The 25889-nt window shown below is 71.9% G+C and carries 21 protein-coding genes; 6 read left to right on the forward strand and 15 right to left on the reverse strand.

What is annotated here, in order from left to right; all coding sequences use genetic code 11:
* Positions 1 to 22: 22 nt before the first annotated feature.
* Positions 23 to 1294: an MFS transporter gene (locus tag ACFY9V_RS26785; protein WP_391163310.1), complete on the forward strand. Its 1272-nt coding sequence runs from the start codon at positions 23 to 25 to the stop codon at positions 1292 to 1294.
* Here the strand turns inward: ACFY9V_RS26785 and ACFY9V_RS26790 are convergent.
* The 10 genes from ACFY9V_RS26790 to ACFY9V_RS26835 all read right to left on the reverse strand — a co-directional run bounded on the left by ACFY9V_RS26790 (position 1266) and on the right by ACFY9V_RS26835 (position 14153).
* Positions 1266 to 1703 (reverse strand): DUF4232 domain-containing protein, encoded by a 438-nt coding sequence (locus ACFY9V_RS26790; RefSeq protein ID WP_391163311.1) that lies wholly within the window; start codon positions 1701 to 1703, stop codon positions 1266 to 1268. The genes ACFY9V_RS26785 and ACFY9V_RS26790 overlap by 29 nt on opposite strands.
* 603 nt (positions 1704 to 2306) lie before the next feature.
* Positions 2307 to 3584, reverse strand: coding sequence for a thymidine phosphorylase (locus tag ACFY9V_RS26795; RefSeq protein WP_391050524.1), 1278 nt, complete (start codon positions 3582 to 3584; stop codon positions 2307 to 2309).
* A 33-nt stretch (positions 3585 to 3617) separates the two neighbouring features.
* Complete coding sequence (locus ACFY9V_RS26800; protein WP_355336894.1) at positions 3618 to 4043, reverse strand: cytidine deaminase; 426 nt, start codon at positions 4041 to 4043, stop codon at positions 3618 to 3620.
* Positions 4040 to 5329, reverse strand: coding sequence for an ABC transporter permease (locus ACFY9V_RS26805; protein ID WP_355336893.1), 1290 nt, complete (start codon positions 5327 to 5329; stop codon positions 4040 to 4042). The genes ACFY9V_RS26800 and ACFY9V_RS26805 overlap by 4 nt, the downstream gene beginning before the upstream one ends.
* Positions 5326 to 6510, reverse strand: a complete 1185-nt coding sequence (locus ACFY9V_RS26810) for an ABC transporter permease (RefSeq protein WP_355336892.1) — start codon at positions 6508 to 6510, stop codon at positions 5326 to 5328. Before ACFY9V_RS26810 ends, ACFY9V_RS26805 begins: the two co-directional genes overlap by 4 nt.
* Positions 6507 to 8207, reverse strand: a complete 1701-nt coding sequence (locus ACFY9V_RS26815; protein WP_391163549.1) for an ATP-binding cassette domain-containing protein — start codon at positions 8205 to 8207, stop codon at positions 6507 to 6509. Before ACFY9V_RS26815 ends, ACFY9V_RS26810 begins: the two co-directional genes overlap by 4 nt.
* Positions 8208 to 8442: 235 nt before the next feature.
* The gene (locus ACFY9V_RS26820; protein ID WP_355336891.1) at positions 8443 to 9471 is read right to left on the reverse strand and encodes a BMP family ABC transporter substrate-binding protein; all 1029 of its coding nucleotides are present in this window, start codon (positions 9469 to 9471) and stop codon (positions 8443 to 8445) included.
* Between the two features lie 153 nt (positions 9472 to 9624).
* Positions 9625 to 10914 carry an amidohydrolase gene (locus ACFY9V_RS26825; RefSeq protein WP_391163312.1) on the reverse strand — a complete coding sequence of 430 codons (1290 nt, stop codon included), beginning with the start codon at positions 10912 to 10914 and terminating at the stop codon, positions 9625 to 9627.
* Positions 10915 to 11221: 307 nt separating this feature from the next.
* The gene (locus ACFY9V_RS26830) at positions 11222 to 12682 is read right to left on the reverse strand and encodes a glycosyltransferase (protein ID WP_391163313.1); all 1461 of its coding nucleotides are present in this window, start codon (positions 12680 to 12682) and stop codon (positions 11222 to 11224) included.
* A gap of 301 nt (positions 12683 to 12983) precedes the next feature.
* The gene (locus ACFY9V_RS26835; protein WP_391163550.1) at positions 12984 to 14153 is read right to left on the reverse strand and encodes an MFS transporter; all 1170 of its coding nucleotides are present in this window, start codon (positions 14151 to 14153) and stop codon (positions 12984 to 12986) included.
* Between the two features lie 194 nt (positions 14154 to 14347).
* Here ACFY9V_RS26835 and ACFY9V_RS26840 point away from each other — a divergent pair, with 194 nt between their 5' ends.
* Entirely contained in the window at positions 14348 to 14803 is a 456-nt protein-coding gene (locus tag ACFY9V_RS26840) for a helix-turn-helix domain-containing protein (protein ID WP_355336887.1), read from the forward strand.
* Between the two features lie 99 nt (positions 14804 to 14902).
* Here ACFY9V_RS26840 and ACFY9V_RS26845 read toward each other — a convergent pair whose 3' ends face one another.
* The 4 genes from ACFY9V_RS26845 to ACFY9V_RS26860 form a co-directional block, all read right to left on the reverse strand.
* Positions 14903 to 16054: a hypothetical protein gene (locus ACFY9V_RS26845; protein ID WP_391163314.1), complete on the reverse strand. Its 1152-nt coding sequence runs from the start codon at positions 16052 to 16054 to the stop codon at positions 14903 to 14905.
* 102 nt (positions 16055 to 16156) lie between these two features.
* Positions 16157 to 17098, reverse strand: coding sequence for an N-acetylneuraminate synthase family protein (locus ACFY9V_RS26850; protein WP_355336885.1), 942 nt, complete (start codon positions 17096 to 17098; stop codon positions 16157 to 16159).
* An 88-nt stretch (positions 17099 to 17186) separates the two neighbouring features.
* The gene (locus tag ACFY9V_RS26855; RefSeq protein WP_391163315.1) at positions 17187 to 18497 is read right to left on the reverse strand and encodes a cytidylyltransferase domain-containing protein; all 1311 of its coding nucleotides are present in this window, start codon (positions 18495 to 18497) and stop codon (positions 17187 to 17189) included.
* A 145-nt stretch (positions 18498 to 18642) separates the two neighbouring features.
* Positions 18643 to 19941 (reverse strand): DUF6716 putative glycosyltransferase, encoded by a 1299-nt coding sequence (locus ACFY9V_RS26860; protein ID WP_391163316.1) that lies wholly within the window; start codon positions 19939 to 19941, stop codon positions 18643 to 18645.
* A 223-nt stretch (positions 19942 to 20164) separates the two neighbouring features.
* Here ACFY9V_RS26860 and ACFY9V_RS26865 point away from each other — a divergent pair, with 223 nt between their 5' ends.
* The 3 genes from ACFY9V_RS26865 (at position 20165) to ACFY9V_RS26875 (ending at position 22930) form a co-directional block, all read left to right on the forward strand.
* Positions 20165 to 21283, forward strand: coding sequence for a glycosyltransferase (locus tag ACFY9V_RS26865; RefSeq protein WP_391050505.1), 1119 nt, complete (start codon positions 20165 to 20167; stop codon positions 21281 to 21283).
* Positions 21283 to 22650 carry an alpha-2,8-polysialyltransferase family protein gene (locus ACFY9V_RS26870; RefSeq protein WP_355336881.1) on the forward strand — a complete coding sequence of 456 codons (1368 nt, stop codon included), beginning with the start codon at positions 21283 to 21285 and terminating at the stop codon, positions 22648 to 22650. Before ACFY9V_RS26865 ends, ACFY9V_RS26870 begins: the two co-directional genes overlap by 1 nt.
* Before the next feature lie 115 nt (positions 22651 to 22765).
* Positions 22766 to 22930, forward strand: a complete 165-nt coding sequence (locus ACFY9V_RS26875; RefSeq protein WP_355336880.1) for an SCO1431 family membrane protein — start codon at positions 22766 to 22768, stop codon at positions 22928 to 22930.
* A 48-nt stretch (positions 22931 to 22978) separates the two neighbouring features.
* Here the strand turns inward: ACFY9V_RS26875 and ACFY9V_RS26880 are convergent, their stop codons facing one another.
* Positions 22979 to 24559 carry a methylmalonyl-CoA mutase family protein gene (locus ACFY9V_RS26880; RefSeq protein ID WP_355336879.1) on the reverse strand — a complete coding sequence of 527 codons (1581 nt, stop codon included), beginning with the start codon at positions 24557 to 24559 and terminating at the stop codon, positions 22979 to 22981.
* Positions 24560 to 24747: 188 nt separating this feature from the next.
* Here ACFY9V_RS26880 and ACFY9V_RS26885 point away from each other — a divergent pair, with 188 nt between their 5' ends.
* Positions 24748 to 25671 carry a L,D-transpeptidase family protein gene (locus tag ACFY9V_RS26885; protein WP_391163317.1) on the forward strand — a complete coding sequence of 308 codons (924 nt, stop codon included), beginning with the start codon at positions 24748 to 24750 and terminating at the stop codon, positions 25669 to 25671.
* Positions 25672 to 25889: the final 218 nt, after the last annotated feature.

Below are 25889 nucleotides of genomic sequence, written 5' to 3' on the forward strand. Positions count from 1 at the left end.
TGGACGCCCCTACGGTCGTGACATGTCACCCGCCGATACCGGGGCGGTCGCCGCGACCCGCGCGAACGCCCGAGCCCGAACGCAGGCCGCCACCACGGCCGATGACCGGCTCCGCCCCGGCTCCCCCGGCTACCGCCGCGCCAACCTCGCGCTGTTCGCCGCGGGACTGGCCACCTTCGCCCTGCTCTACTCCACGCAGGCGCTGCTGCCCGCCCTGTCCTCCGGCCTGTCGCTGAGCCCCGCGCGGGCCAGCCTCACCGTCTCGGCGACGACGGCCGCGCTGGCCGTCGCGCTCCTGCCGGTCAGCGCCCTCAGCGAGAAGTACGGCCGTACGCCGGTGATGACGGCCTCCGTCTTCGCCGCCTCGCTGCTCGCCCTCGCCGTGCCCTTCGCGCCCGACCTGGCCGTCCTCGTCGCGCTGCGCGCCGTGCAGGGCGTGGCGCTCGCCGGGCTGCCCGCGACCGCGATGGCGTATCTCGCCGAGGAGGTCCACCCGGCCGCCGTCCCCTCCGCGATCGGCCTGTACGTGGCGGGCAACTCCATCGGCGGCATGAGCTCGCGCGTCGTCGGCGGGGTCCTCTCCGAGGCGTTCGGCTGGCGCGCCGCGCTCTTCGCCGTCGGCCTGTCGGCGCTGGCCTGCGCGGTCGCCTTCCGGCTGCTCGTGCCGCCCGCCCGGCACTTCACGCCGGGACCCGTGCATCCGGCCGCGCTGTGGCGCACGGTCGCCGGGCACCTCGGCGACCCGCTGCTGCGCGGCCTCTACGCGATCGGCCTGCTCTTCATGGCGGTCTTCGGCGCCGTCTACACCGTCCTCGGCTACCGGCTGACCGCCGCGCCCTTCGGCCTCTCCCAGACCGCCGTCGGCGCGATCTTCCTCGTCTACCTCGTCGGTACGGCCGCCTCCGCCGCGTCCGGCGCGCTCCTCGCCCGTACGGGCCTGCGCGGCGCCTTCACCGTCGCCGCCGTACTGTGCGCCGCCGGGCTGCTGCTCACCCTGTCCGGGTCCCTGGCGCTGATCCTGCTCGGGCTCGTCCTGGTCACGGCCGGTTTCTTCACCGGCCACTCGGCCGCCTCCGGCGCGGTCAGCCGGACGGCCCTCACGGGCCGCGCGCAGGCGTCCGCGCTCTACCTGACCGCGTACTACATCGGCAACAGCCTCGGCGGCACGCTCGGCGCCGGCGCGTTCCACGCCGGGGGGTGGGGCGCGACGGTGTCGCTCGCGCTGGCGACCGTCGGCGCCGTCGGGCTCGTCGCGGGCCTCGCGCTCAGGCGGCCGGGCGCCGCCACGCCGTGACGTCCAGCTTTCCGGTGGTGCCCAAGTCGACCATCATCGTGACGCGTTGGGGAGGGGCGTCCTTGACCGGCGTGATCTCCAGGTATTCGCCCGTGCTCGCCGCCACCGTGCTGTCCGTCACCGTGTTGCGCCACACCAGCACTGTCAACGCCCGCTGTCCCGGCCGCAGTTCGATACGTGTCGGGGCCGGGTCGTCGATGCCGGTCGTGATCGACAAGCCCTGATGGACCGTCACCTTCAGGCGCTCGCGCGCCTTGTCCAGGACATACGTCCGCGGGTAACCCTCCACCGTGCGCGGCGACTTCCCGCAGTTCGTCACGTAGACGGCCATCGCCCGCAGGCCCATCGCGGCGTCCGGTTCCTCACCGGTGACGGCCAGGCCGCCCGCCGGACACGGCGGTTCCGTCACCACCGGCGCCGGCGCGGGCGGTGCCGCGTCCGTCGGCAGCCCCACGGCCGCCTCGGACCCCCCGTCCGTCCCGCACCCGCCCACCGCCAACACCGTTGCGGCCGCCGCCGCCACCGCCCACGTCCTCATCCCCACCATCCGCCGATCCTGACACATCCCCGGTGAGCCCCTCCGGGGCGGTGAGCCGATCTTCTACGGGGCGCGGCCCCGACGCCCCTTCCACCCAGGGCGGTGGGCCGATCCTTTAAGGGGCGCGGCCCCGGACGCCCCCTTCGCCCAGGGCGGTGGGCCGATCCTTTAAGGGGCGCGGGGAACTGCGCGGCCCGCCCCCACCGGCCGGTGGTCCGGAGACAACCGAACTGCCCCTCTGGGGCGGGTGGTCACGTGCACGCACGTCGTGGCTTGTCGCGCAGTTCCCCGCGCCCCTAAAAACCAAGCCCTGCGCAGAGGCACCGCTCCCCCGGCGCCCCTAAAGGCCAGGCCCTGCGCAGAGGCACCGCGCCCCCGGCGCCCCTAAAAACCAGGCCCTGCGCAGAGGCACCGCGCCCCCGGCGCCTCTAAAGGCCAGGCCCTGCGCAAAGGCAGCGGGCCCGGTGCCGGGGCCTAGACGATGCGGTCGAGGATGATCGGGCGGGGGGAGAAGGAGGCACCCTCCGGGGCAACGGAGAAGGAGCCGTCGAGGGCTTCCTCCGCGTACGGAAACTTTTCCGGCGTGTCGGTGTGGAGGGTCAGGAGGGGCTGGCCCGCTACGACGGAGTCGCCCGGTTTGGCGTGCAGCTCGACCCCGGCCCCCGCCTGGACGGAGTCCTCCTTGCGGGCGCGGCCGGCGCCGAGCCGCCAGGCGGCGACGCCGACGGCGTAGGCGTCGAGGGAGGTGAGGACGCCGGAGGCGGGCGCGGGGACGACGAGGGTTTCGCGGGCCACCGGGAGCGGAGCGGAAGGGTCACCGCCCTGGGCGCGGATCATGCGGCGCCAGACGTCCATGGCGGAGCCGTCGGCGAGCGCCTTGGCGGGGTCGGCGTCGGGAAGCCCGGCGGCGGCCAGCATCTCCCGGGCGAGCGCCAGGGTCAGCTCGACGACATCGGCGGGGCCGCCACCGGCCAGCACCTCGACGGATTCGCGGACTTCGAGCGCGTTGCCCGCGGTGAGCCCGAGGGGTACGGACATGTCGGTGAGCAGGGCGACCGTGCGGACGCCGTGGTCGGTGCCGAGCCCGACCATGGTGGACGCCAACTCCCGTGCGTCCTCAAGGGACTTCATGAAGGCGCCGGAGCCGACCTTGACGTCGAGCACGAGCGACCCGGTGCCCTCGGCGATCTTCTTGGACATGATCGAGGAGGCGATCAGCGGGATGGCCTCGACCGTCCCGGTCACGTCGCGCAGCGCGTACAGCTTCTTGTCGGCGGGCGCGAGCCCGTCCCCGGCGGCGCAGATGACGGCGCCGACGTCGTCCAGGACGGCCAGCATCTCCTCGTTGGAGATCGAGGCGCGCCAGCCGGGGATGGATTCGAGCTTGTCGAGGGTGCCCCCGGTGTGGCCGAGGCCGCGCCCGGAGAGCTGCGGGACGGCGGCGCCGCACGCGGCGACCAGCGGGGCCAGCGGCAGCGTGATCTTGTCGCCGACGCCGCCGGTGGAGTGCTTGTCCGCGGTGGGGCGGGTGAGCGCCGAGAAGTCCATCCGCTCACCGGAGTCGATCATCGCGGCGGTCCAGCGGGCGATCTCGGCGCGGTCCATGCCGTTGAGCAGGATGGCCATGGCGAGCGCCGACATCTGCTCGTCGGCGACGGCACCGCGCGTGTAGGCGTCGATGACCCAGTCGATCTGGTCGTCGCTCAGCCTCTGGCGGTCCCGCTTGGTACGGATGACGGAAATGACGTCCACGAATAGTCCTAGCGGTCTGGCGGTTCAACCGCGTCAGCGGTTCAGGTCTTCCGGGCCGAACGCGTCCGGCAGGATCTCACTCATCGGCCGGATGCCGCCCGCGGTGTCGACCAGCAGGCCGGGCCCGCCGTTCTCCCACAGCAGTTGGCGGCACCGCCCGCACGGCATCAACAGGTTGCCGCGCAGGTCGGAGCAGGTGAAGGCGGTCAGTCTGCCGCCGCCCGAGGCGTGCAGCGCCGAGACCAGCCCGCACTCGGCGCACAGCGCGACCCCGTACGCGGCGTTCTCGACGTTGCAGCCGACGACCGTACGGACCGTGCCGTCGTCGGCGACGGCCAGCGCCGCGGCGCCGACCGGGAAACCGGAGTACGGCGCGTACGCCTTCTCCATGATCTCCCGGGCGGCGGACCGCAGGCGGTCCCAGTCGACGGCGGCCGGGTCGGTGACGGGAGGCGTCATCCGCCCTCCCCCTTCCGGTACGGGACCCCGTCCGCCTTCGGCATGCGCAGCCGCTGTGCGGACAGGCCCATGACGAGCAGCGTGGCGACGTACGGCGTGGCCTGGACGACCTCGTCGGGGACGGAGTCGGTCAGCGCGTACCAGACGGCCAGCAGCACGGCGAAGCCCAGGGCGACGGCGGCGGGCACGTAGGACTTGCGGAAGAACTTCCAGGCGGCCATGGCCAGCAGCAGCAGCGCGAGCAGGAGCAGCAGGGCGTGCACGGAGGAGCTGCCGTTGCGGAGCTGGAGGCTGTCGGCGTATCCGAACAGGCCCGCGCCCATGGCGAGTCCGCCGGGGCGCCAGTTGCCGAAGATCATGGCGGCGAGACCGATGTAGCCGCGTCCGCCGGTCTGGCCCGCGAGGTAGAAGTGCGTGCCGATGGCGAGGAAGACGCCGCCGAGTCCGGCGAGGCCGCCGGAGACGATGACGGCCATGTACTTGTAGAAGTACACGTTGACGCCGAGGGATTCGGCGGCGACCGGGTTCTCGCCGCAGGACCGCAGCCGCAGGCCGAAGGCGGTGCGCCACAGTACGAAGAAGGTGGCGACGAAGAGCACCAGCGTGAGGATGGTCAGCGACGAGATGTGCGTGACCAGGCCGCCGAGGATGCCCGCCACGTCGGAGATCAGGAACCAGTGGTGGTTCTCGACGGTGGCCAGCCAGTGCGAGAGTCCGGGCACGGTGAAGGACTTGATGGAGTCCATCGGCGGGGACTGCTTGGGGCTGCCGCCCTTGGAGGCCGCCTCGCCGACGGTGAACCAGCGCTTGGCGAGGTACGCGGTGACGCCGGTGGCGAGGATGTTCATGGCGACACCGGCGATGATGTGGTCGACGCCGAAGGTGACGGTGACGATCGCGTGCACGAGGCCGCCCGCCGCGCCGCCGAGCACACCGGCCAGGACGGCGAGCCACGGGTCGGTCTGCCAGCCCACCGCCGCGCCGAAGAAGGCGCCGAGGATCATCATGCCCTCGAGGCCGATGTTGACCACACCGGCCCGCTCGGACCACAGGCCGGCGAGTCCTGCCAGGCCGATCGGTACGGCGCCGGCGAGCGCTCCGGCGATCTGGCCGTCGGAGGTGATGTCGTTCGCGCCGGTGATGATCCGGACCAGGGAGACGACGATCAGCGCGGCGGCGATCATCAGCAGGATCACCGGGAAGGTGAGCTTGAGCCGGGGCGCCTTGCCGCCGTTGGTCACGCGCGGCGCGGCCGGCGGCGGGGTCTGGGTAGCGGTGGCAGTCACGCCGTCACCTCCTGCTTGTCGTCGGGGCCGGAGTCGGGGCCATTGCCGGTGCCGTTGCCTGAACCGTTGCCGGTGCCGGGGCCTGTTCCGTTGCCCGGACCGGACGCCGCGGCGAGTTCCGCGCCCACCTGGCGCTGCTGGCGGGTGATGCCGTAGCGGCGGACCAGTTCGTAGGCGATGACGACGGCCAGGACGATGACGCCCTGGATGACGCCGACGATCTCCTTGTCGTACCCCTCGAACTCCAGGCCGTTGGAGGCCCGCTCAAGGAAGGCCCAGAGCAGGGCGCCGATGCCGATGCCGATCGGGTTGTTGCGGCCGAGCAGGGCGACCGCGATACCGGTGAAGCCGATACCGGTCGGGAAGTCCGTGCCGTACTCGTACGACTGGTTGAGCAGGGTCGGCATGCCGACGAGTCCGGCCATCGCGCCGGAGATCAGCATGCTGGTGACGACCATCTTCTTGACGCTGACGCCGCTGGCCTCGGCGGCGGACTCCGAGCGGCCGACCGCGCGCAGGTCGAAGCCGAAGCGGGTGCGCGAGAGCACGAACCAGTAGATGACACCGGCCAGCACCGCGAAGACGATGAAGCCGAAGACCGGGTCGGTGGAGGTGGTGAAGTTGAACAGGTGGCTGGAGGACGGCAGCGGCTTGGTGGAGATCATGTTCGCCGCTTTGTCGGTGACGCCGAGCCGTCCGTCGCGCAGGAAGTAGCCGATCACGATGCCCGCGAGGGAGTTCAGCATGATCGTGGAGATGACCTCGCTGACCCCCCGGGTCACCTTGAGGACACCCGCGATGGCCGCCCACAGCGCGCCGACGACCATGGCGGTGAGGATGATGACCGGGATCTGGATGATGCCGGGGATCGACATCGCGCCGCCCGCGGCGGCGGCGAAGAAGGCCGCGAGCCGGTACTGGCCGTCCACACCGATGTTGAACAGGTTCATCCGGAAGCCGACCGCCACCGCGAGACCCGCGAGGTAGTACGTGGTCGCCTTGTTGAGGATGTAGACCTGGCTGTCGGTCTTGCTGCCGTAGTTCACCATCACGTCGAACGCGTGGAACGGCTCCTTGCCGGTGGCCAGCAGCACCAGGGCGGTGACCACCAGCGCGCCGACGACGGCGAGCACGGGGGCGGCGACGCCCAGGGCCAGCCGGTCCTTGTCGAACTTCTTCATCGGTCCTCTCCCCCGAGCTTCTTGGGCCGGTCCTCTGAAACGGCCGAGGTGTCGGTCCCGGCCCCGTGTTCGAGATGGCCGCTGGCGGCACCGGTCATCGCGGATCCCAGCTCTTCCGGGGTGATGGTGGCGAGGTCGGCGTCGGCGACGAGCCGTCCCCGGTACATGACGCGCAGGGTGTCGGACAGGCCGATCAGCTCGTCGAGGTCGGCGGAGATCAGCAGCACCGCCAGACCCTCGCGGCGGGCCTCACGGATCTGGTCCCAGATCTGCGCCTGCGCGCCGACGTCCACGCCCCGGGTGGGGTGCGCGGCGATCAGCAGCTTGGGCAGGTGGCTCATCTCGCGGCCGACGATCAGCTTCTGCTGGTTGCCGCCGGACAGCGAGGCCGCGGTGACCTCGATGCCGGGGGTACGGACGTCGTACTCCTTGACGATCCGCTCGGTGTCGCGGCGGGCGGCGCCGGAGTCGATCAGGAAGCCGCGGCTGTTGGGGCGCTCGGTGACATGGCCGAGGATGCGGTTCTCCCACAGCGGCGCTTCCAGCAGCAGGCCGTGCCGGTGCCGGTCCTCGGGGATGTAGCCGATGCCGTCCTCGCGCCGCTTGCGGGTCGGCACGTGGGCGATGTCGCTGCCGTCGAGCACGAGGCCGCCGGAGTCCAGCTCCCGCATGCCCATGATGGCCTCGACCAGTTCGGCCTGGCCGTTGCCCTCGACGCCCGCGATGCCGAGGATCTCGCCCTTGTGGATGGTGAAGGAGATGTCGTCGAGCACCTTGCGCTCGATGCCGTCGAGGTCGACGGTGCCAAGCCGCAGCCCGTCCACCGTGAGCATCGGCTCGGTGGTGACGGTCGACTCGCGGGTCTCGGGCGAGGGCAGTTCGCTGCCGACCATCAGTTCGGCGAGCTGCTTGGCCGTGGTGGTCCCCGGGTCCGCCTCGCCGACGGTGGTGCCGCGCCGGATGACGGTGATGACGTCGGCGACCGACAGCACCTCGCCGAGCTTGTGCGAGATGAAGATGACGGTCAGGCCCTCGGCCTTCAGTCCGCGCAGGTTCTCGAAGAGCGCGTCGACCTCCTGCGGCACCAGGACGGCGGTCGGCTCGTCCAGGATCAGCGTGCGGGCGCCGCGGTAGAGGACCTTGAGGATCTCCACCCGCTGCCGGTCGGCGACGCCCAGGTCCTCGACCAGGACGTCGGGGCGTACGCCGAGGCCGTAGGCGTCGGACAGCTCCTTGATCCGGGCGCGGGCCCTGCCGCCGATGCCGTGCAGGCCCTCGCTGCCGAGGACGGTGTTCTCCAGCACGGTGAGGTTGTCGGCGAGCATGAAGTGCTGGTGCACCATGCCGATCCCGCGGGCGATGGCGTCGCCGGGGTCGCCGAGCGTCACCACCTCGCCGTCGATGGCGATGGTGCCCTCGTCGGGCTTCTGCATGCCGTAGAGGATCTTCATCAGGGTGGACTTGCCGGCGCCGTTCTCGCCCACGAGGGCGTGCACGGTGCCGCTGCGCACAGTGATGTCGATGTCGTGGTTGGCGACGACGCCGGGGAACCGCTTGGTGATGCCGCGCAGTTCGACGGCGGGCGGCGCGGCGGACCGGCCGGGGGCCGGGGCGGCGGGTGGACTCGTGGACGCGTTGATGACGCACTCTCCTGGGGGGAAAGGCTCGGAGCGGCAGGGCGGGTGGGGTGAAGGTATCGCGTGAACGTATCGCGGAAATGGCACTCTACGCGCGTAGTTGTGTTCATTCCACAGGCTGGGGACCACGGGATTCCGACAGGACGGTTCCTGGGATTTCCGGGTGTTCCCGCATGGTTCCGCACAGTGATCGAGGCTCGGCGGGGGGCGCCGCAGCATCCCCCCGCCGAGCCTCGCGAACCGGTTGTCGTACCGCCGGTCCAGCGGGGACCCGTGGCCGGGTCCCCGGCTTACGTCACGGCTTCGAGCTCACCTTGATCGCGCCCGAGACGATCTTCTGCTTGGCCGTGTCGAGCTGCGACTGGATGTCGGCGATGAAACCGCCGGACGTCGCCAGCGACACACCGTCGTTGGCCAGGTCGTACGTGTTGGTGCCGGTCTTGGCCTTGCCCTCGTGCACCGACTTGATCAGGTCGTACGTGGCCACGTCGACGTTCTTGACCGCCGAGGTCAGGATGTGGTCCTTGTACTTGGCCAGGGCCGGGTCCTCGTACTGGTCGGAGTCCACGCCGATCGCCCAGGCGCCGGCCTTGCCCGCCACCGCCTGGATCGCGCCGTCACCGGACAGACCGGCGGCGGTGTAGATCACGTCCACGCCGCTGTCGAGCATGCCCTGCGCCTTGCCCTGCGCCGACGTCGGGTCGTTGAAGCCCTTGGTGTCGGTCTCGTACAGGTACTGGCGGGTGAGCTGGACCGACGGCTTGGTGTCCTTGACGCCCTGGGCGAAGCCCGCGTCGAAGGTGCCGATCAGGGTGTTGTGCACACCGCCGATGAAGCCGACCTTGTTGGTCTTGGTCTTCAGGGCCGCGGCCACACCGGCGAGGTACGAGCTCTGCTCGGTGGCGAAGACCATGGAGTCGACGTTGGGCAGGTCCACGACCGAGTCGACGATGCCGAAGGTCACCTTGGGGTACTTCTTGGCGATCTTCGTGACCGAGTCGCCGTAGGTGAAGCCGACCGCCACGACGGGGTTGTAGCCGCCGCCCGCGAGGAGGTCGAGGCGCTGCTCGCGGTCGGACTCCGTCTCGCCGTTGCTGGCGGTCTGGTCCTTCGACCCGATCTTGAACTCCTTGACGGCCTTGTCCATGCCGCGGGCCGCGGAGTCGTTGAAGGAGTGGTCGCCACGGCCGCCGACGTCGAAGGCGAGACCGACGCCCTTGTCCTTGCCGCTGTCCGAGGAGCTGCTGCTGCCGCACGCGGTGGCAGTGAGCCCCAGAGTCGCGGACACCATACCCGCGACGATGATCTTGGATACCCGGCGCAAGAGGGTCCCCTTCAGTCTGAAGCGCCCCGTCCGGCGCTGGCTAAGCGGGAGCTTAACGCGCGTAGATGTCAGGTAAAGACCGAATGACGGCCCGTTATCGGATCGACGCATTTCAGCCAGGTGACGGACCGGTAGCGGGGGGTTCACCCGGTGTCAGGACAGCAGGACAGCCGCCGTGAAAAGCTCCACGCCGACCGCGATCGCCCCCTCGTCCACGTCGAAATCGCCCTGGTGCAGATCGCGCTTGGCGGTGTCGCCGACCGGCCGCACGCCGAGCCGGGCCAGCGCGCCCGGCACCCGCTCCAGATACCAGGAGAAGTCCTCGCCGCCCAGGCTCTGCTCGGTGTCCTCGACCGCGTGCAGGCCGTAGCGCGCGGTCATCGCGTCCCGCAGCAGCTCCACCGAGACCGCCTCGTTGACCACCGGCGGCACACCGCGCTGGTAGGTGATCTCGCACTTCGCCCGGTACATCGCCGTGATCTGGTCGATCACCTCGTGCACCAGGTCGGGTGCGTCGTGCCAGGCCGTCAGGTCCAGGCAGCGGACGGTGCCCTCCAGCTCCGCGTACTGCGGGATGACGTTGGCCGCGTGCCCGGCCTGGATGCGGCCCCACACGATGCTCAGCCCGGACCTGGGGTCCACGCGCCTGGCCAGTACGGCGGGCAGTTCGGCGGCGAGCTTCGCGGTGGCCATCACCAGGTCGGTGGTCAGATGCGGGCGGGCGCTGTGTCCGCCGGGGCCCTCCAGCGTCAGGGTCAGCCGGTCGGCGGCCGAGGTGATCGGCCCCTGGCGCAGCCCGATCCTGCCGACCTCCACCTTGGGGTCGCAGTGCACCGCGAGGATACGGTCGACGCCGTCGAGCACGTTCGCCTTGATCGCGTCCAGCGCGCCGCCGGGCATGATCTCCTCGGCCGCCTGGAACACCAGCCGCACCGGGCGCGGGAGCGCGCCCCGCTTGTCCAGCTCCGCGAGGACCAGGCCGGCACCGAGCACGATCGTGGTGTGCACGTCGTGGCCGCACGCGTGCGCCCGGCCCTCGACCGTCGAGCGGTACTCCACGGTCTTGGTGTCGGGCACCGGCAGCGCGTCCAGGTCGGCGCGCAGGGCGAGGCGGGGGCGCTGGGAGCGTGCCGCGCCGGTGTCTTCGCCGCTGCCGCTGCCGCTGTCGTCCGTGTCGCCGATGTCGCACACCAGTCCGGTCCCGCCGGGCAGCACCCGCGGACTCAGCCCCGCGCGCTCCAGCCGCGCCCTGATCTGCTCGGTCGTCCGGAACTCCTGCCGCCCCAGTTCGGGGTTCCTGTGCAGGTCACGGCGGAAGGCGATCAGCTCGGCGCGCAGTGCGTCGTCCACGACGGTCTCGGCGAGACCGGACAGCACAGCCGCGGTCAGCCCGTCGGACGGCGGTGTAGGTGAATCGTTCACCTCAGTCAGCGTAGGGCCCATCACCGGCTCCTCTTACGTGATCGGGAAAGTTTTTGTCCTGCGGGAGGAGAAGAAGTCGCCCGATCGGCGCATACCCAGTCACCCTCGGGGGTAAGAAAACTTTTTAGGTCTCTTACACCCATACTGGCTCAACGAGCCGTCCCACGCGAGGCAACGCGACCGTCTCCGACGACCCCCGCCTCACGGGTGAGACCCCTTACCTTACGACCCTCGTGTTACGGCAACGTGTGCCCGCCCGCCCTCCGCGGCCACGGTCCGGTGACGGTCGCCGGCCTCCGGCCGCCACGGCGTGGCATTCGGCCGGCGCTCAGGTGTCGGAGGGGCGGGGGCCCAGGAGGCGGGTGTAGAGGTCGAGGAGGGGGGCGGACTCGGTCTGCCAGGACCATTGGCGGAGGATGTCGGTGCGGTCGTATGCCTTGCGGTAGCGGCGCGGGTTGGTGAGGACGGCGCCGACCGCGCGGACGAAGTCGGCGGTGTCGCGGGCGCGGAAGACCTCGCCGTTGCCGAGTTCGAGGGTGGCGGCGGCCATGGCGCGGACGTCGCTGACGACCACGGGCAGCCGGGCGTGGGCGTATTCGAAGTAGCGGGTGGCCAGCACCGTTTGGTGGTGCGGGAGTTGGTGGACGGGCAGAACGCCGATGTCGGCGGACGCGAGGAAGCGCGGGATCTCGGCGACGGGGACGTACGGGAGGACGTGCAGCCGTCCGTGGACCCCGAGTTGGGCGGCGCGCTCGCGCAGCTCGCGCAGGTGCGGGTGGCCGGGGTCGGGCACGACGAAGGCGGCGTGCAGGTCGTACAGCTTGGGCAGCGCCTCCACGACGGTGGCCGGGCCGCGGTCCGGGGTGACGGGTCCTGTGTGCACCAACAGCGGGATGTCGGGCGCCAGATGGCAGCGCGCCCTGATGCCCGCGGGGTGCGCGGCGACGGAGGCGGCGGCCAGCGGCGGCGCGTTGCGGACCACGGCGGGCGTGGCCGCCAGCCGGTGCCGTGCGCGCAACTCCCTTGCCAGGCCCTCGCCGACGGTGACGACGCCGTCGGCCTCGGGCGCGAAGGTCCGTTCGTACGCCTCGCCCGCCACGGCCGCGCGGCGGGAGGCGGCCGGGGTGCGCGGCGGCGCGTCCCACACGACCTCGATACGGTGCCCCGCCCCTTCGGCCCGCAGCGCCGCGCGGGTGGCGACGCCGAGCGCCCGGTGGCCGAGCGCGTGGATCAGATGCGGCCGGACGGCGTCCAGCACCGGGCCGTACGCGACCTCCTCGTCCAGCAGGCCGGGGTCGAGGCGGCGCCACGCGCGGCGGCCGAGCAGCAGTCGCAGCGTCTCGGTGACGAAGTTGTCCAGCCGGGCCGTCGGGCTTTTGCGGCGGCGGACCGCCGCCAGGTACTGCGCCGCGCGCAGCCGTGTCCATCCGGCCCGCAGTCCGTGCCGCAGCCACGCCAGCGCGTGGCCCGTGCGGGCCGCCGCGAGCAGCGGCAACGCCCGGTGCACGACGTCCAGTTCCGCGGTGCGGGTGACGAGCACCGCGCGCTCGGCCGTCACCAGTGCCGTGCGGTGGTCGTACGCCGCCGCGCTCCGGTACGCCAGCGGCCAGCGCAGCCCGGGTCTCGGCCGCCGCACCCGGTGCGCGCCGAGTACGCCGCGCACGGCGACCTTCCGTACGTCCACGCCCTTCGGCGTCACCGTCGCCGGTGCCCTGCCGATCAGCGTGACCCGATAGCCCGCCGCCCGCGCCGCGTCCGCCACCCTCAGGGCACGCGAGTCGCCGTCCAATCCACCGGGGTCGCCTCCGGCGAGGATCGCTACGTGGGCCGGGGCCCTTAAACCCTCCGTCATTCCCGAAGCCAACCTCACGGGGGTGATCATTTGGTTACGTCAGCCTTGACGTGAGGCGAACGAGGCTGAACCGCCGCCCCGTTGGCTCCACCGGCCGGTGGTCAGACAACAGCCGGATCGCCCCGCTGGGGCCGGGGGGGGACGTGCAGCCACGTCTCGGCCGCCCGCGCAGTTCCTCCCCCGGCTACCGCTGGGAGGTGCCCCCAGCGCCCCAAAAAGATCGGCTCGCCCCACAGCGTCAGCGCGGCTCGCGGCGGCGCGGAGTCGTGGCCGCCCAGAGGAGGAGGGCGGCCAGGCTCAGGGCGGCGCCGAGGGCGCAGACGGCGGGCCAGCCCGCGGCGGCGTAGAGGGTGGTGGCGGCGAAGGCGCCGGAGGCGCTGCCGAGGGAGTAGAAGACCATGTACCCGCCGATGAGGCGGCTGCCGGCTTCGGGGCGGAAGGCGTGGACGAGGGTCTGGTTGGTGACGTGGACGGCCTGTACGGCGAGGTCGAGGACGATGACGCCGACGGCGAGGGCCCAGAGGGACTGGCGGGTGAAGGCGAGGGGCAGCCAGGAGGCGGTGAGCAGGGTCAGGGCGATGCCGGTGGTGCGCTGGGACAGGCCGCGGTCGTTGAGGCGGCCGGCCGCGGTGGCTGCCAGGGCGCCGGCGGCCCCGGCCAGGCCGAAGGCGCCGATCGCGGTGTGGGACAAGGAGAGCGGGGGCTCGCTGAGCGGCAGCGCGACACTGCTCCACAGGACGCTGAAGGCGGCGAAGACCAGGAGCGCGAGCAGGGCTCGTATCCGGAGCAGGCGTTCCCGCGCGAACAGCGTGACGGTGGAGCGCAGCAGCCGCCCGTATCCCCCGGACGTTCGCGGAACGCCGGGACGGGACGGCAGCAGGCGGTGCAGGGCCAGGGCGAGCGCGCAGGTCAGGACGGCGGAGGTGAGGTAGACCGAGCGCCAGCCCGCGAGGTCGGCCAGGACGCCGGAGGCGGTACGGGCGAGCAGGATGCCGGTGACCACGCCGCTGGTCACCAGGCCGACGACGCGCCCGCGTTCGCCGGGCGGAGCCAGCGACGCGGCGAAGGCGACGAGCGTCTGGGTGACGACCGCGAGCAGTCCCACGGCGGCGAGCCCCACGAGCAGGAGCGCCGCGTCGCCCGCGGTGCCGACCGCCGTCAACGCCCCTGCCAGGAACAGGAGTTGTGCCACGACGAGGCGTCTGCGGTCGAGCAGGTCGCCGAGCGGTACGAGGAAGAAGAGGCCGAGGCCGTAGCCGACCTGGGTCAGGGTCACGATCGCGCCGACCGTCGCCGTACCGATCGAGAAGTCGCGGCCCAGGGTGACCAGGAGGGGCTGCGCGAAGTAGACGTTGGCCACGGAGGTGCCGCAGGCGACCGCGAAGAGCAGGGTGACGCCTCGGGTCAGCGTGAATCCGGGTTTCGCCGCGCCGGGCCCCGCGACCCGCGCCGTATCGACGGGACCGGCCTCCCCCACGACCTCGCACGCTCGTCCCACGCCAAGCCCTCCCTCACTGGTTTCATCTTGCTACCAGTTGGACCATAGGCCGATCCGGTAGCATGATGCAACTAGGATGGAACACGTCACAGAGGGAGGGCGAGATGGTGGAGCGGACCCGCTTCGACGACAGCGACTGCCCCGTCGCGCGCTCGGTCGACACCATCGGGGACTGGTGGTCCCTGCTGATCGTGCGGGACGCCTTCGACGGCAGCCGCCGCTTCGGGGAGTTCCAGCGCGGTCTCGGCGTCGCGAAGAACATTCTCACCGCGCGCCTGCGCTCGCTGGTCGCCGCCGGGGTGCTCGACACCGTCCCCGCCTCGGACGGCAGCGCCTACCGCGAGTACGTACTGACGCCGAAGGGCAAGGACCTGTTCCCCGTCGTCGTCGCGCTGCGGCAGTGGGGCGAGCGCAATCTCTTCGCCCCCGACGAGCCGCACTCGGAGCTGACCGACCTCCGCCAGGGACGTCCCCTGCGCACGCTGGAGGTCCACGCCGCGGACGGGCGGCGGCTCGACGCCGACGACACCGCCGTCACCAAAGTCACCAAGGTCCCCTGAGGCGGCGGGACTTGAGCCGGACCCGGGGCCCTGGGCCTCAGGCGGGACCCGGGGACCTGGGGCTCAAGCCGGGCTCGGGACTCAGGCGGGACCCGGGACTCAGGCCGGGCTCGGGGACTCGGCCGCGTTCAGGCCGTGCAGGTCACGGGCCGAGTGGTTGATGCCGGTCAGGAAGGTGTGGGCGCGCGGCGAGGCGGCGGCCGTCAGCCACTCCTGGTCGATGTCGATGACGACGATACGGACTCCCGTACCGCCGAGCGCGAGCGGCAGCGTGTGCACGACCGTGGACGGGAAGGACAGGACGGTCCGGCCGATCGGGCCGCGGCGGGCGACGAGTTCGAGCGGGAGGTCGGGCCGGACGATCTCCAGGCCGGTCTCGGCGGCGAGCCGGTGGAGCTTGTCGACGGCCTCGCGGCGGTGCGCGAAGTACCGCTTGGCGCCGTGCCGTTCGGCGAGCGAGCGGACGACGGCGAGGTACCGCTCGGGGTCGACGACGCCGGTCTCGACGAGGGAGGTGCCGATCAGGTCGGTGCCCGCCAGCGTGCGCGGCGGCCCGAAGCGGCTGCGGGTCCAGGCGAAGCGGTTGGTGCGCAGCGCCATCCCCGGAGGCGGCGTCGCGGGCATCGCGCTGAAGAGTTCGACATGGCGCCGCTTGCCGGGCGTCAGGCGGCGGCGGGCCGCGGAGGAGAAGATCCCGAAGGCCGCGTCGACGGGCGAACGGCGCCGCCCCGAGCGGTGCCAGCGCACCAACCGGCCGCCTCTGGAGAGGATTTCGGTGAACTCCATGGTCGCGGTGCCGTCGTCCACGACGGTCAGCTCACGGGCGCGGCACAGCGGGAGCAGCACCTGGACGAGGCGTGAGAACGGGTCGCCGATCACGAGGTGCCTGACCCGGAAGAGCAGCGGCGCGAGCGAGACCGCCGTACGCAGGAGGCCGCCGCGGCTGCCGCGGGCCTCGAACCAGCGGACCACCGCGCCCTCGTCGCGGGCGAGTTCGGCCATGCGGCGCAGTTGGCCGCGGCTGGTGGGGTCGACCGGGGACAGGACGACGACGGTGAGCGGTCGCGCGACCGGTTCCGGTTCGGCGGGTACCGCCGGTTCACCGGTGGTGCGGGCGGCGGGGACGGTGGGCGGATGGATGTGCGCCCACTCCAGGACGTTGAGGAGCTGGACGGGTGACTCGACGAGCGCGACGGCGCCGATACCCGGTGCGGGCACCTGCCCGGCCGCGACTGCGGGCTTACCGGTCATGGCCGTTCCCCTTTTCCTCTGCGGTTGTGCGCGGGACCGGGAGACCCGAAGGTCCCGCGGTCCCGCCGGTCCTGGTCAGTGATCCCCGCCGCCCTTCCGGGGTCAGACGGCGGCGGGTGCCTCGACGCCCGCGGCCTCGGACTCGGCGACGACGCCCGCGACGCGGCGCAGCTTCTTCATCGGGCCGAGCTCGCCCTCGTAGACCTTCTTGACGCCGTCGCCGAGGGAGGTCTCGATGATCCGGATGTCGCGCACCAGGCGCTCCAGGCCGGTCGACTCGACCGAGGCGGCCTGGTCGGAGCCCCACATGGCGCGGTCGAGGGTGATGTGCCGCTCGACGAAGACGGCGCCGAGCGCGACCGCGGCGAGCGTGGTCTGGAGGCCGACCTCGTGGCCGGAGTAGCCGACGGGCACGTTCGGGTACTCGGACTGGAGGGTGTTGATCATGCGCAGGTTCAGCTCTTCGTGCTTGGCCGGGTACGTCGACGTGGCGTGGCACAGCACGATGTTGTCGCTGCCGAGCACCTCGACCGCGTGCCGGATCTGCTTCGGCGTGGACATGCCGGTGGACAGGATCACGGTGCGGCCGGTGCCGCGCAGGGCGCGCAGCAGGTCGTCGTCGGTCAGGCAGGCGGAGGCCACCTTGTGGGCGGGCACGTCGAACTTCTCCAGGAAGGCGACGGACTCGACGTCCCACGGGGAGGCGAACCAGTCGATGCCGCGCTTGCGGCAGTACTCGTCGATCGACCGGTAGCCGGCCTCGTCGAACTCGACGCGGTGCCGGTAGTCGATGTACGTCATACGGCCCCAGGGGGTGTCGCGCTCGATCTCCCACTGGTCGCGCGGGGTGCAGATCTCCGGGGTGCGCTTCTGGAACTTGACCGCGTCGCAGCCCGCGGCGACGGCCGCGTCGATCAGTGCGAACGCGTTCTCCAGGTCGCCGTTGTGGTTGATGCCGATCTCGCCGGTGACGTAGACGGGCTGTCCGTTGCCGATGTGGCGGGAGCCGACGCGGCGGAGGTTTGCGGGGATGGATGTGGTCACGAGGGTGTTCCTTACGGGTTGGGACTGTCGGGGGGATGGATGTGTGCCGCCGGCGGGGCCGGGGTCGGCGGTCGCCGGCGGCTGCTTGTCAGCGGGCGAGAGTGGGGCCCAGCAGCCAGGCGGCGATCTCTCTGATCGCGCCGTGACCGCCCTGGGCGGTGGTGATGGCGCGGGCCGAGGCGCGCACCACGTCGTGGGCACCGGCGACGGCGACGGGCCAGCCGACCAGGCCGAAGCACGGCAGGTCGTTGACGTCGTTGCCCGCGTAGAGCACCCGCTCGGGCGCGATGCCGTTCTCCTCGCACCACTGCTTGAGGGCGAGGTCCTTGCGGTCGATGCCGTGCAGCACGGGGACCTTGAGCTTGCGGGCCCGTGCGGCGACGACCGGGTTGGTCTCGGTGGACAGGATGAGGACGGGCATTCCGGCGCGGCGCAGGGCCGCGACGCCGAGGCCGTCACCGCGGTGCACGGTGACCGACTCGTGCCCGTCGGCGTCGATCAGCACCCGGTCGTCGGTCTGGGTGCCGTCGAAGTCGAGGACGACCGCGTCGACGTCGCCCCAGCCGGGGGTCGTCGTGCGCGGGTCGAGCAGCGGGGCGAGGGCGCGGGCCCGTTCGAGGTCGGCGGGTTCGTCGATCTCCAGGACGCGGGCCGGGTCGGTGCGCACCAGGGCGGTCCTGCCGAAGAAGCGGTGGTTCGCGGCGCGGAAGCCGTCGGCGCGCATCGCGTACGCGGTGCCGGTCTCCAGCAGGTCCTGCGGCCGGTCCTGGCGGCGCGGCCGGGTGGACTTGTCGTGGTTGACGCCGACGGCGCCCCCGGCGGCGGGCGCGGTGACGGCGGAGGCGGGCGCGGTGACGTCGGCCGTCCTGCCCGATGGGGCTTCCGCGGTCCCGTTCACGGACTCGTGCGACGTGTCGGCCGCCGCCGCGTCCCCGGCCTCGCGCCATATGAAGCCGTGGAAGGGGGCGACGGTGTGGGCGGTGTCCGCGCCGCCGTCCAGCACCGCGGCGGCGACGCCGTCGACCTCCTCCGCGGTGATGAACGGGCTGGTGCACTGGACGAGCAGGACGACGTCGGTGGCCGCGCCGCTCATCGCCTCGTGGGCGTCCATCGCGTGCAGCACCGCGGCCTCGCTGGTCGCGGTGTCGCCCGCGATCGCCGCCGGGCGCAGGACGACTTCGGCGCCCGCGGCGCGCGCGACCTCGGCGATGGAGGGGTCGTCGGTGGAGACGACGACCGCGGTCACCCGCCCGGCCTCGACGCAGGCCGCCACCGCCCGCGCCACCAGCGGCACCCCGCCCACCGGCGCCAGGTTCTTGCCGGGCACCCCCTTGGACCCCCCGCGCGCGGGGATGACGGCAAGGACGCTTCCGGCCGGGGTGGTGGATCGGTCGCTCATCGGGTGACTCCTGTCGTCTTTCGGGCCGGGCGGCCCCGGCGCCCCGCTCCCGCGAGGGGCTCTGTGCTTTCGCCGCGTATGCGGAGGACGGCCGCTCCAGGGGCGCGGGGAACCGCGCGCTCGGCCGGGAATCGCGTGCGGGCCGTCACAGCTGGCCCCAGCGGCGGATGGTGGGGGCGACGCGCTGGACGCCCTGGCGGTAGGCGGTGCGGGCGGAGTTGCGGACGAAGTCGCGGACCGCGCGGCGGACGGGGCCGGGGTCGCGCGGGGCGAGGCCGCCGACGGGTTCGCCCTTGGGGTCGAGGCCGTGGCGGGCGAGGACACCGGGGAGGTAACCGGGGGCGGTGCGCAGCGTGTAGTACGGCGTGATCCGCGGCAGTTCGGGTTCGGCGAGCAGTGCCTGGACGCGGGCGCGCAGGGCGGCGAAGGGCGCGAGGGCGGCGACGCCGTGGGCCGCGGTCCAGTCGGGGTGGGCGTGCGGCACGTGGCCGTCGTCCAGTTCGTCCCAGGAGGCGAAGCAGCCGGAGCCGAGGAAGTGGTGGTTGCCGAGCGATTCGCGGATGCCGAGGTCGGTGAGGATCGCGGTCGGGATGCCCCGGTGCAGCGATTCGAGCGCGGCGGTCGAACTGACCGTGACCAGCAGGTCCGTACGGTCCAGGACGTCGGCCATGTTGCCGTAGACCAACTGGAGGTTGTCCGGCGGATCGAGGGCGGCGACCAGCTTCTGGTACGGGTGTTCCTCGATGTGCGTGGTGTGCTCGCCGGGCTTGCTGCGCAGCTTGACCAGCACCTCGCGCTCGGTGTGCCGCCGCGCGTGGTCGACAGTGCGGCGCAGCAGGTGCGTCCGGTCGGCCCGGCCCTCGGGCGCGGACGGCTGCACGGCGAAGGTGACGGTGAACGGCCGCTGGTCGTCGGGCCGGTACGGCTCGCCGCCGAGGAACGGCAGCGCGGTCTCGACGATGCTCGTGGTGCGGTAGCCGACGCCTTCGTACACGTCCCTGAACCGCCGTGCGTCGTCGGCGCTGTTGGCGAGGACGACATCGGCCCCGGCGCGCAGCAGCAGACCGTCGGCGAGCTTCTCGTATACGACGCCGACGTATCCGGTGACGACCAGCGGTCGCTGCGGGCGGCCTTCCCAGGCGCGCGCGAAGCCGTGCAGGAGCGCCTGGACGGTGCCGCCGACGCAGGAGATGACGACCACGTCGCAGCTCTCCTCGTCGATGTCGGCCAGCATCTCGGCGGCGGTCGCCTCCTCCATGGAGTCGGCCGGAATACCGAGTTCCGCCAGTTGGCGGGGCGTGGGGGTGGCCCGGCCGCGCAGCAGCCGCGCGTCGAGTCGGGCCTCGGGGTCGATCCGGCGCGCGGTCAGCGCACCCCACTTCCACCGGGTGTCCGAGTCGGCGATCACAGTGACCCGCAATGGGCCGGGCTTACGTTTTGGCACGGCAAGACCTTAGGAAGCCGTTGAGTTCATCGTGCTAATTGGCGACCAACAGCAGGTAAACATAGAGCCGCCACTTAGCCGTCTGCCGTGGATAGGCCAGGAGCTCTCCGACCGGCAGAAGAGCCCGTACGGGGCCTGCTTCATCGCTCCGACATCTGCCGTTTACCCAGATGTACGCTCGACGCAAAGCAAAAGGACAGGCAAACGCCCTAAGGTACGGCGGGTGGTCAAGCTCACCGTTATCGTGCCCTTTTTCAATGTGCAGCAATTCGTGCCCGACGCGCTGCGCAGTCTCCGTGCCAATGCACGCTCGGATTTCGAGTTCCTGCTGATGGACGACGGGTCGACCGACCGGACTCCGGAGCTTCTGGAGCAGGGGGTCGGCTCGCTGCCCGGCGCACGGATCATCCGGCGTGACCACACCGGGGTGGCGAGCCTGCGCAACGCGGGCATCGACGCGGCCAGGGGGACGTATCTGACGTTCCTCGACGGCGACGACTGGATGGCCCCGGGCTATCTTCCGCAACTGGTGCGGGCGATGGAGGAGTTGGACGTCGACTTCATCCGTACCGACCATGTGCAGTGCACCGGCAGCACCCGCAACATCATCCGGGCGCCGTACGGCCGCCGCGGTCAGCGGCTCGACCCGCGCGCGACGATCCTGCCCGCCGACCGCCCGACGCTGGTCGACTACCCGTACTCCTGGGCGGGCGCCTACCACCGGCGGATCGTGGACGAGGGGCTGCTGCACTTCCCCGAGCACCTGCGCACCGCCGAGGACCGGCCGTGGATCTGGCGGCTGCACCGCGAGGCGAAGTCCTGCGCGGTGCTCGGCCTGCTGGGCGTCTACTACCGGCGCGGCGTGGCCAGTTCGCTCACCCAGATCGGTGACATCCGGCAGCTCGACTTCGTCCGCTCCTTCGACCAGGTCATCGCGGAGATCACCGCGGACCGGGACGCGGAGCTGTTCCTGCCCAAGGCGGTCCGCACCTACTGCGCGATCATCGCCCACCACCTCGACAACATCGACCGCTTCGAGCCCGTGCTGGCCCGCAAGCTCAAGGCGATCAGCGCCGCCGCGCTGAACCGGCTGCCGCACGACGTGCTCACCGACGCGCTGGACTCGATGGACCTGGAGCGCAGTGTGAAGATCCGCCGCCTGCGCTGGCGGGTGCCGGTAAGGACCGACGGCCTGGACGCCGATCCTTACCCGGAGCTGTCGCCCGCCGCACGGCGCACCGCGGCCTCCGCCTCCCCGGCCGCCGGAGCGGGGGCGGGCGCCGCGAAGCCCGAGGCCGACGACGATCCGGACGCCACGGACAACGGATCGGCGGTCGCGTGATGGCACGTACCACTCAGCTCTTCATGGCCTCCACGCTGTACGGCGCCGCCACGCTGGCCGCCGGCCTGGACTCCGGGTCGTTCCCGCCCGCCGACCGCCGCATCCTGGTGGTCAGCAACAACGCGTCGGTGCCCGAGACCAATCCGGGGCTCGACCAGGCACCCGGCTTCGAGGTGCTGCGCGACCGCTTCGACCGCATCGTGTCGTGGAACGAGACGATCACCCCGCTGCACCCGGGCGGCTGGGTCCCGCGCCCGGACGACGTGCCGCTGTGGGAACGGCATCTGCGGATGCTGTGGAGCCTGGGCGACGACGCGGTGGAGCTGATCGTCGAGTCCCTCCAGGTCGCGCCCGCGCTCTCCTTCGTGCAGGTCTTCACCGGCGCCCCGATCAGCGTGTACGCGGACGGCCTGATGTCGTACGGCCCGACCCGCAACAAGCTGGGGCTGCTGGTCGACACCCGGATCGACCGGCTCTACCACCTGGACCTGGTGCCGGGGCTGCGTCCGCTGCTGCTCTCCGAGCACGGCGTGGAGCCGCAGGTGGTGCCGACCGAGGGCTTCACCAAGGTGCTCTCCGAGGTCGCGGAGGGCTCCGCCGACCTCGCCGAGGAGCATCTGGCGGACGTGCCGGAGGGCGCGGCGCTGCTGCTGGGCCAGTACCTGTCGGCGCTCGGCATCCTCTCCGTGGCCGAGGAGGAGGAGCTGCACCTGTCGATGGTGCGCGGCGCCGCCGCCCTCGGGCACCGCGCGATCGTCTTCAAGCCGCACCCCACGGCCCCCGCGCACTGGACGGAGCCGCTGCGCGCGGAGGCCGAGCGGCTGGGCGCGAGGCTGACAGTGCTCAACACGCCGGTGCTGGCCGAGGTGGTCTACCAACGGGCCCGCCCCGCGCTGGTCGTCGGCTGCTTCTCCACCGCGCTGCTGACCGCGTCGGCGCTGTACGGCATCCCGGTGGCCCGTACCGGCACCAAGCTGCTGCTGGAGCGCCTGTCGCCGTACCAGAACAGCAACCGGGTGCCCGTGACGATCGTGCACGCGCTGCTGCCGGACCTGGCGGACGCCTCGGCCGTACGGTCCTGGTCGTCGCCGTCGCCCGAGCGGGTGGCGGCGGAGCTGACGCCGCTGCTGCACGCGGTGGGCTTCTGCATGCAGCCGAAGGCGTACCCGAAGCTGCGGGCCGGGGCGGAGGCGTATCTGACGGGTCATCTGAGCGCGGCGACCTGGCCGTACTTCAAGCGGCGGCGGCTGACCTCGCTCGGGCTGCCGGGCGCGGTACCGGCCCGGCTGGCGTTCGTGCCGCGCAATCGGACGGTCCGCAGGGTGGCCCGCAGGGCGCGCGCCCTGAAGAAGGCGACCATGGGGTGACATCCCTCACGATCGCCGCCGGTGGGGCATTCGCCCCTTTACCGGCGGCGTCGGACGGCGCATCGTGGAGGGCTTCCGGGGGCCGCACCGGCCTGAGGGGCCGTACACCCACACGATGAGGACCGACACCGTGAGCGACTTCGCCGCACCCCGCCCGCACACCGAGCCCGGCACCGGCACGGGCGGGCCCAAGGACCGCAAGCACCTCATGGAGCAGGTGCTGGGCTGGACGCTCACCGTGCTGGTGGCGATGCTGATCACGCAGATCCACCTGCTCTGACGGCGCTCCGGAGGCCCGCGTGACGGTGTCGGCGGGCCCGGGCGCGGATCAGAAGGCGTCCGTGGGGACGTACGTGCCCCAGATCTCCCGCAGCGCGTTGCAGACCTCCCCGACGGTGGCGCGGGCCCGCAGCGCCTCCTTCATCGGGTAGAGGACGTTGTCGGTGCCCTGCGCGGCCTTCTGGAGGGCCGCCAGCGCCGCGTCCACGGCGTCCTGGTCGCGGCCCGCGCGCAGGGCCGCCAGCCGGGCGGCCTGCTGGGCCTCGATGGCCGGGTCGACGCGCAGCGGCTCGTACGGCTCCTCCTCGTCGAGCTGGTAGCGGTTCACGCCGACCACCACGCGCTCGCCGGAGTCCGTCTGGAGCGCGATCCGGTACGCGCTGCGCTCGATCTCCGACTTCTGGAAGCCGTTCTCGATCGCCGCGACCGCGCCGCCGAGGTCCTCGACCTTCGCCATCAGCGCCAGCGCGGCGGCCTCGACGTCGTCGGTCAGCTTCTCCACCACGTACGACCCGGCGAAGGGGTCGACGGTCGCGGTCACGTCCGTCTCGTACGCCAGCACCTGCTGGGTGCGCAGCGCGAGCCGGGCGGACTTGTCGGTGGGCAGCGCGATGGCCTCGTCGAAGGAGTTGGTGTGCAGCGACTGCGTGCCGCCCAGCACCGCCGCCAGGCCCTGGACGGCCACCCGTACGAGATTGACCTCGGGCTGCTGCGCGGTGAGCTGCACACCGGCGGTCTGGGTGTGGAAGCGCAGCATCAGCGACTTCGGGTTCTTCGCCCCGAACTCCTCGCGCATCACCCGCGCCCAGATGCGCCGCGCGGCCCGGAATTTCGCGACCTCTTCCAGGATCGTGGTGCGGGCGACGAAGAAGAACGACAGGCGGGGCGCGAAATCGTCCACGTCCATCCCGGCGGCGACGGCGGTGCGCACGTACTCGATGCCGTCGGCGAGGGTGAACGCGATCTCCTGCGCGGGCGAGGCACCGGCCTCCGCCATGTGATAGCCGGAGATCGAGATGGTGTTCCACTTCGGGATCTCGGTCCGGCAGTATCCGAAGATGTCCGCGATCAGCCGCAGGGACGGCTTGGGCGGGAAGATGTACGTGCCCCGCGCGATGTACTCCTTCAGCACGTCGTTCTGCACCGTGCCGGTCAGCGCGGACGCCTCGATGCCCTGTTCCTCGGCGACGAGCTGGTACATCAGCAGCAGGAGCGCGGCGGGCGCGTTGATCGTCATCGACGTCGACACGCGGTCCAGCGGGATGCCGTCGAAGAGGACCTTCATGTCCTCGACCGAGTCGATCGCCACGCCGACCTTGCCGACCTCACCGTGCGCGATCACCGCGTCGGAGTCGTGGCCCATCTGGGTGGGCAGGTCGAAGGCGACCGACAGGCCCATCGTGCCGTTGGCGATCAGGCCCTTGTAGCGGGTGTTGGACTCCGCCGCCGTGCCGAAGCCCGCGTACTGCCGCATCGTCCAGGGACGGCCGGTGTACATCGACGGGTACACACCGCGGGTGAACGGGAACGCGCCCGGCTCCCCCAGCTCGGCCGCGGGATCCCAGCCCTCCAACACACCCGGCCCGTAAACGGGCTCGATCGGCAGTCCCGACTCCGACTCGCGTGTCATCTTCACGCCTCCGTGTGCTGCTGAATGGCTGTGTGGCTGGCGTAACGGACTGTAGCGGCGGCCCTGCGTGCGGTGCACCGCGGCGGCCTGGGACCTTCCTCACAGTCTTCCCCGCGGTTCGCGCAACCGCACGGCCGGGAATCGATGTCTAGGGAAGAACAGGAAGTACGAGCGGGGGGACGCAGGGGATGAGGACGATGACGGGGACGGGCAGCAGATCGCCGCTGGCGGTGGCCGCGGCGGTCGTGACGGCGGCGCTCTCGACGGCCGTGCTGGCGGCCTGCGGACCGCAGGACACCGGGGCCTCGGGCAAGGACAGGCCGCCGGCCACCTCGGCCGCGCCGTCGCCGACCGCGACGACCGCGCAGCCGTCGTCGGAGCCGCCGGCCACCACCGCGCCCCCGACGACGTCGGCCGCGCCCACCACGACCGCACCGGCCTCGCCGACGGCTCCGGCCACGACCGCGCCGCCCGTCGTCCCCGCCGTGATCGCCACCGGCTCGACCAGCGCCAAGGTCCGCGAACTCCAGGCCAGGCTCGCCCAGCTCCACCTCTTCAGCCAGTCCCCCACCGGCTACTACGGCACCGTCACCCAGCACTCGGTGAGCGACTTCCAGGAGCGGCACGGCCTGGCCATCACCGGCCGCGTCACCCAGGACACCTGGACGAAGCTGCGCTCGCTGACCCACGCCCCGACCCACAAGGAGCTGTACCCGGTCGCGCCGCCCAAGCCCGCGGGCAAGCTCGACCCGCGCTGCATGACCGGCCGCGCCATGTGTGTGAGCAAGACCACCCGCACGCTGTCGTGGGTGGTCGACGGCAAGGTCAGGGCCACCATGGACGTCCGCTTCGGGTCGCAGTACACCCCGACGCGCGAGGGGCTCTTCCACGTCACCTTCAAGAGCCGCGACCACGTCTCGACGCTCTACAACACGGCGATGCCGTACGCGATGTTCTTCAGCGGCGGCCAGGCCGTGCACTACTCCTCGGACTTCGCGGCCCGCGGCTACGCGGGCGCCTCGCACGGCTGTGTGAACGTACGGGACAAGGCGGCGGTCTCCGCGCTGTTCGACCAGGTCAAGGTGGGTGACAAGGTCGTCGTCTACTGGTGACGCGGGCAGCGTCGATCCGTGTGGTGACGGGCGCGGCCGGGCAGGGGGAATGCGCCCGGCCGCGCCCTTTGCACGGACCCCGATACGGGGAGAACCGGGGTCCGCAGGACCGATGACCAGTCGGTCCACTTCCTACAGCGCACCGGCACGCGGAAGTGTCACCTGGCCGCACCCGCCCCGGCCGTCCCATGATTCGTCGGAGGGGTCGGCGGCCGGGG

The organism is Streptomyces sp. NPDC008317 (assembly GCF_042955955.1).
In the GTDB taxonomy this organism is placed as follows: Bacteria; Actinomycetota; Actinomycetes; order Streptomycetales; family Streptomycetaceae; genus Actinacidiphila.

Bases quoted from the DNA above. Each gene is read 5' to 3' on its own strand.
- ACFY9V_RS26785 (WP_391163310.1), top strand. From the start codon at position 23: ATGTCACCCGCCGATACCGGGGCGGTCGCCGCGACCCGCGCGAACGCC.
- ACFY9V_RS26875 (WP_355336880.1), top strand. From the start codon at position 22,766: ATGAGGACCGACACCGTGAGCGACTTCGCCGCACCCCGCCCGCACACC.
- ACFY9V_RS26810 (WP_355336892.1), bottom strand. From the start codon at position 6,510: ATGAAGAAGTTCGACAAGGACCGGCTGGCCCTGGGCGTCGCCGCCCCC.
- ACFY9V_RS26885 (WP_391163317.1), top strand. From the start codon at position 24,748: ATGAGGACGATGACGGGGACGGGCAGCAGATCGCCGCTGGCGGTGGCC.
- ACFY9V_RS26855 (WP_391163315.1), bottom strand. From the start codon at position 18,497: ATGAGCGACCGATCCACCACCCCGGCCGGAAGCGTCCTTGCCGTCATC.
- ACFY9V_RS26880 (WP_355336879.1), bottom strand. From the start codon at position 24,559: ATGACACGCGAGTCGGAGTCGGGACTGCCGATCGAGCCCGTTTACGGG.
- ACFY9V_RS26870 (WP_355336881.1), top strand. From the start codon at position 21,283: ATGGCACGTACCACTCAGCTCTTCATGGCCTCCACGCTGTACGGCGCC.
- ACFY9V_RS26845 (WP_391163314.1), bottom strand. From the start codon at position 16,054: ATGACCGGTAAGCCCGCAGTCGCGGCCGGGCAGGTGCCCGCACCGGGT.
- ACFY9V_RS26800 (WP_355336894.1), bottom strand. From the start codon at position 4,043: ATGACGCCTCCCGTCACCGACCCGGCCGCCGTCGACTGGGACCGCCTG.
- ACFY9V_RS26825 (WP_391163312.1), bottom strand. From the start codon at position 10,914: ATGGGCCCTACGCTGACTGAGGTGAACGATTCACCTACACCGCCGTCC.
- ACFY9V_RS26840 (WP_355336887.1), top strand. From the start codon at position 14,348: ATGGTGGAGCGGACCCGCTTCGACGACAGCGACTGCCCCGTCGCGCGC.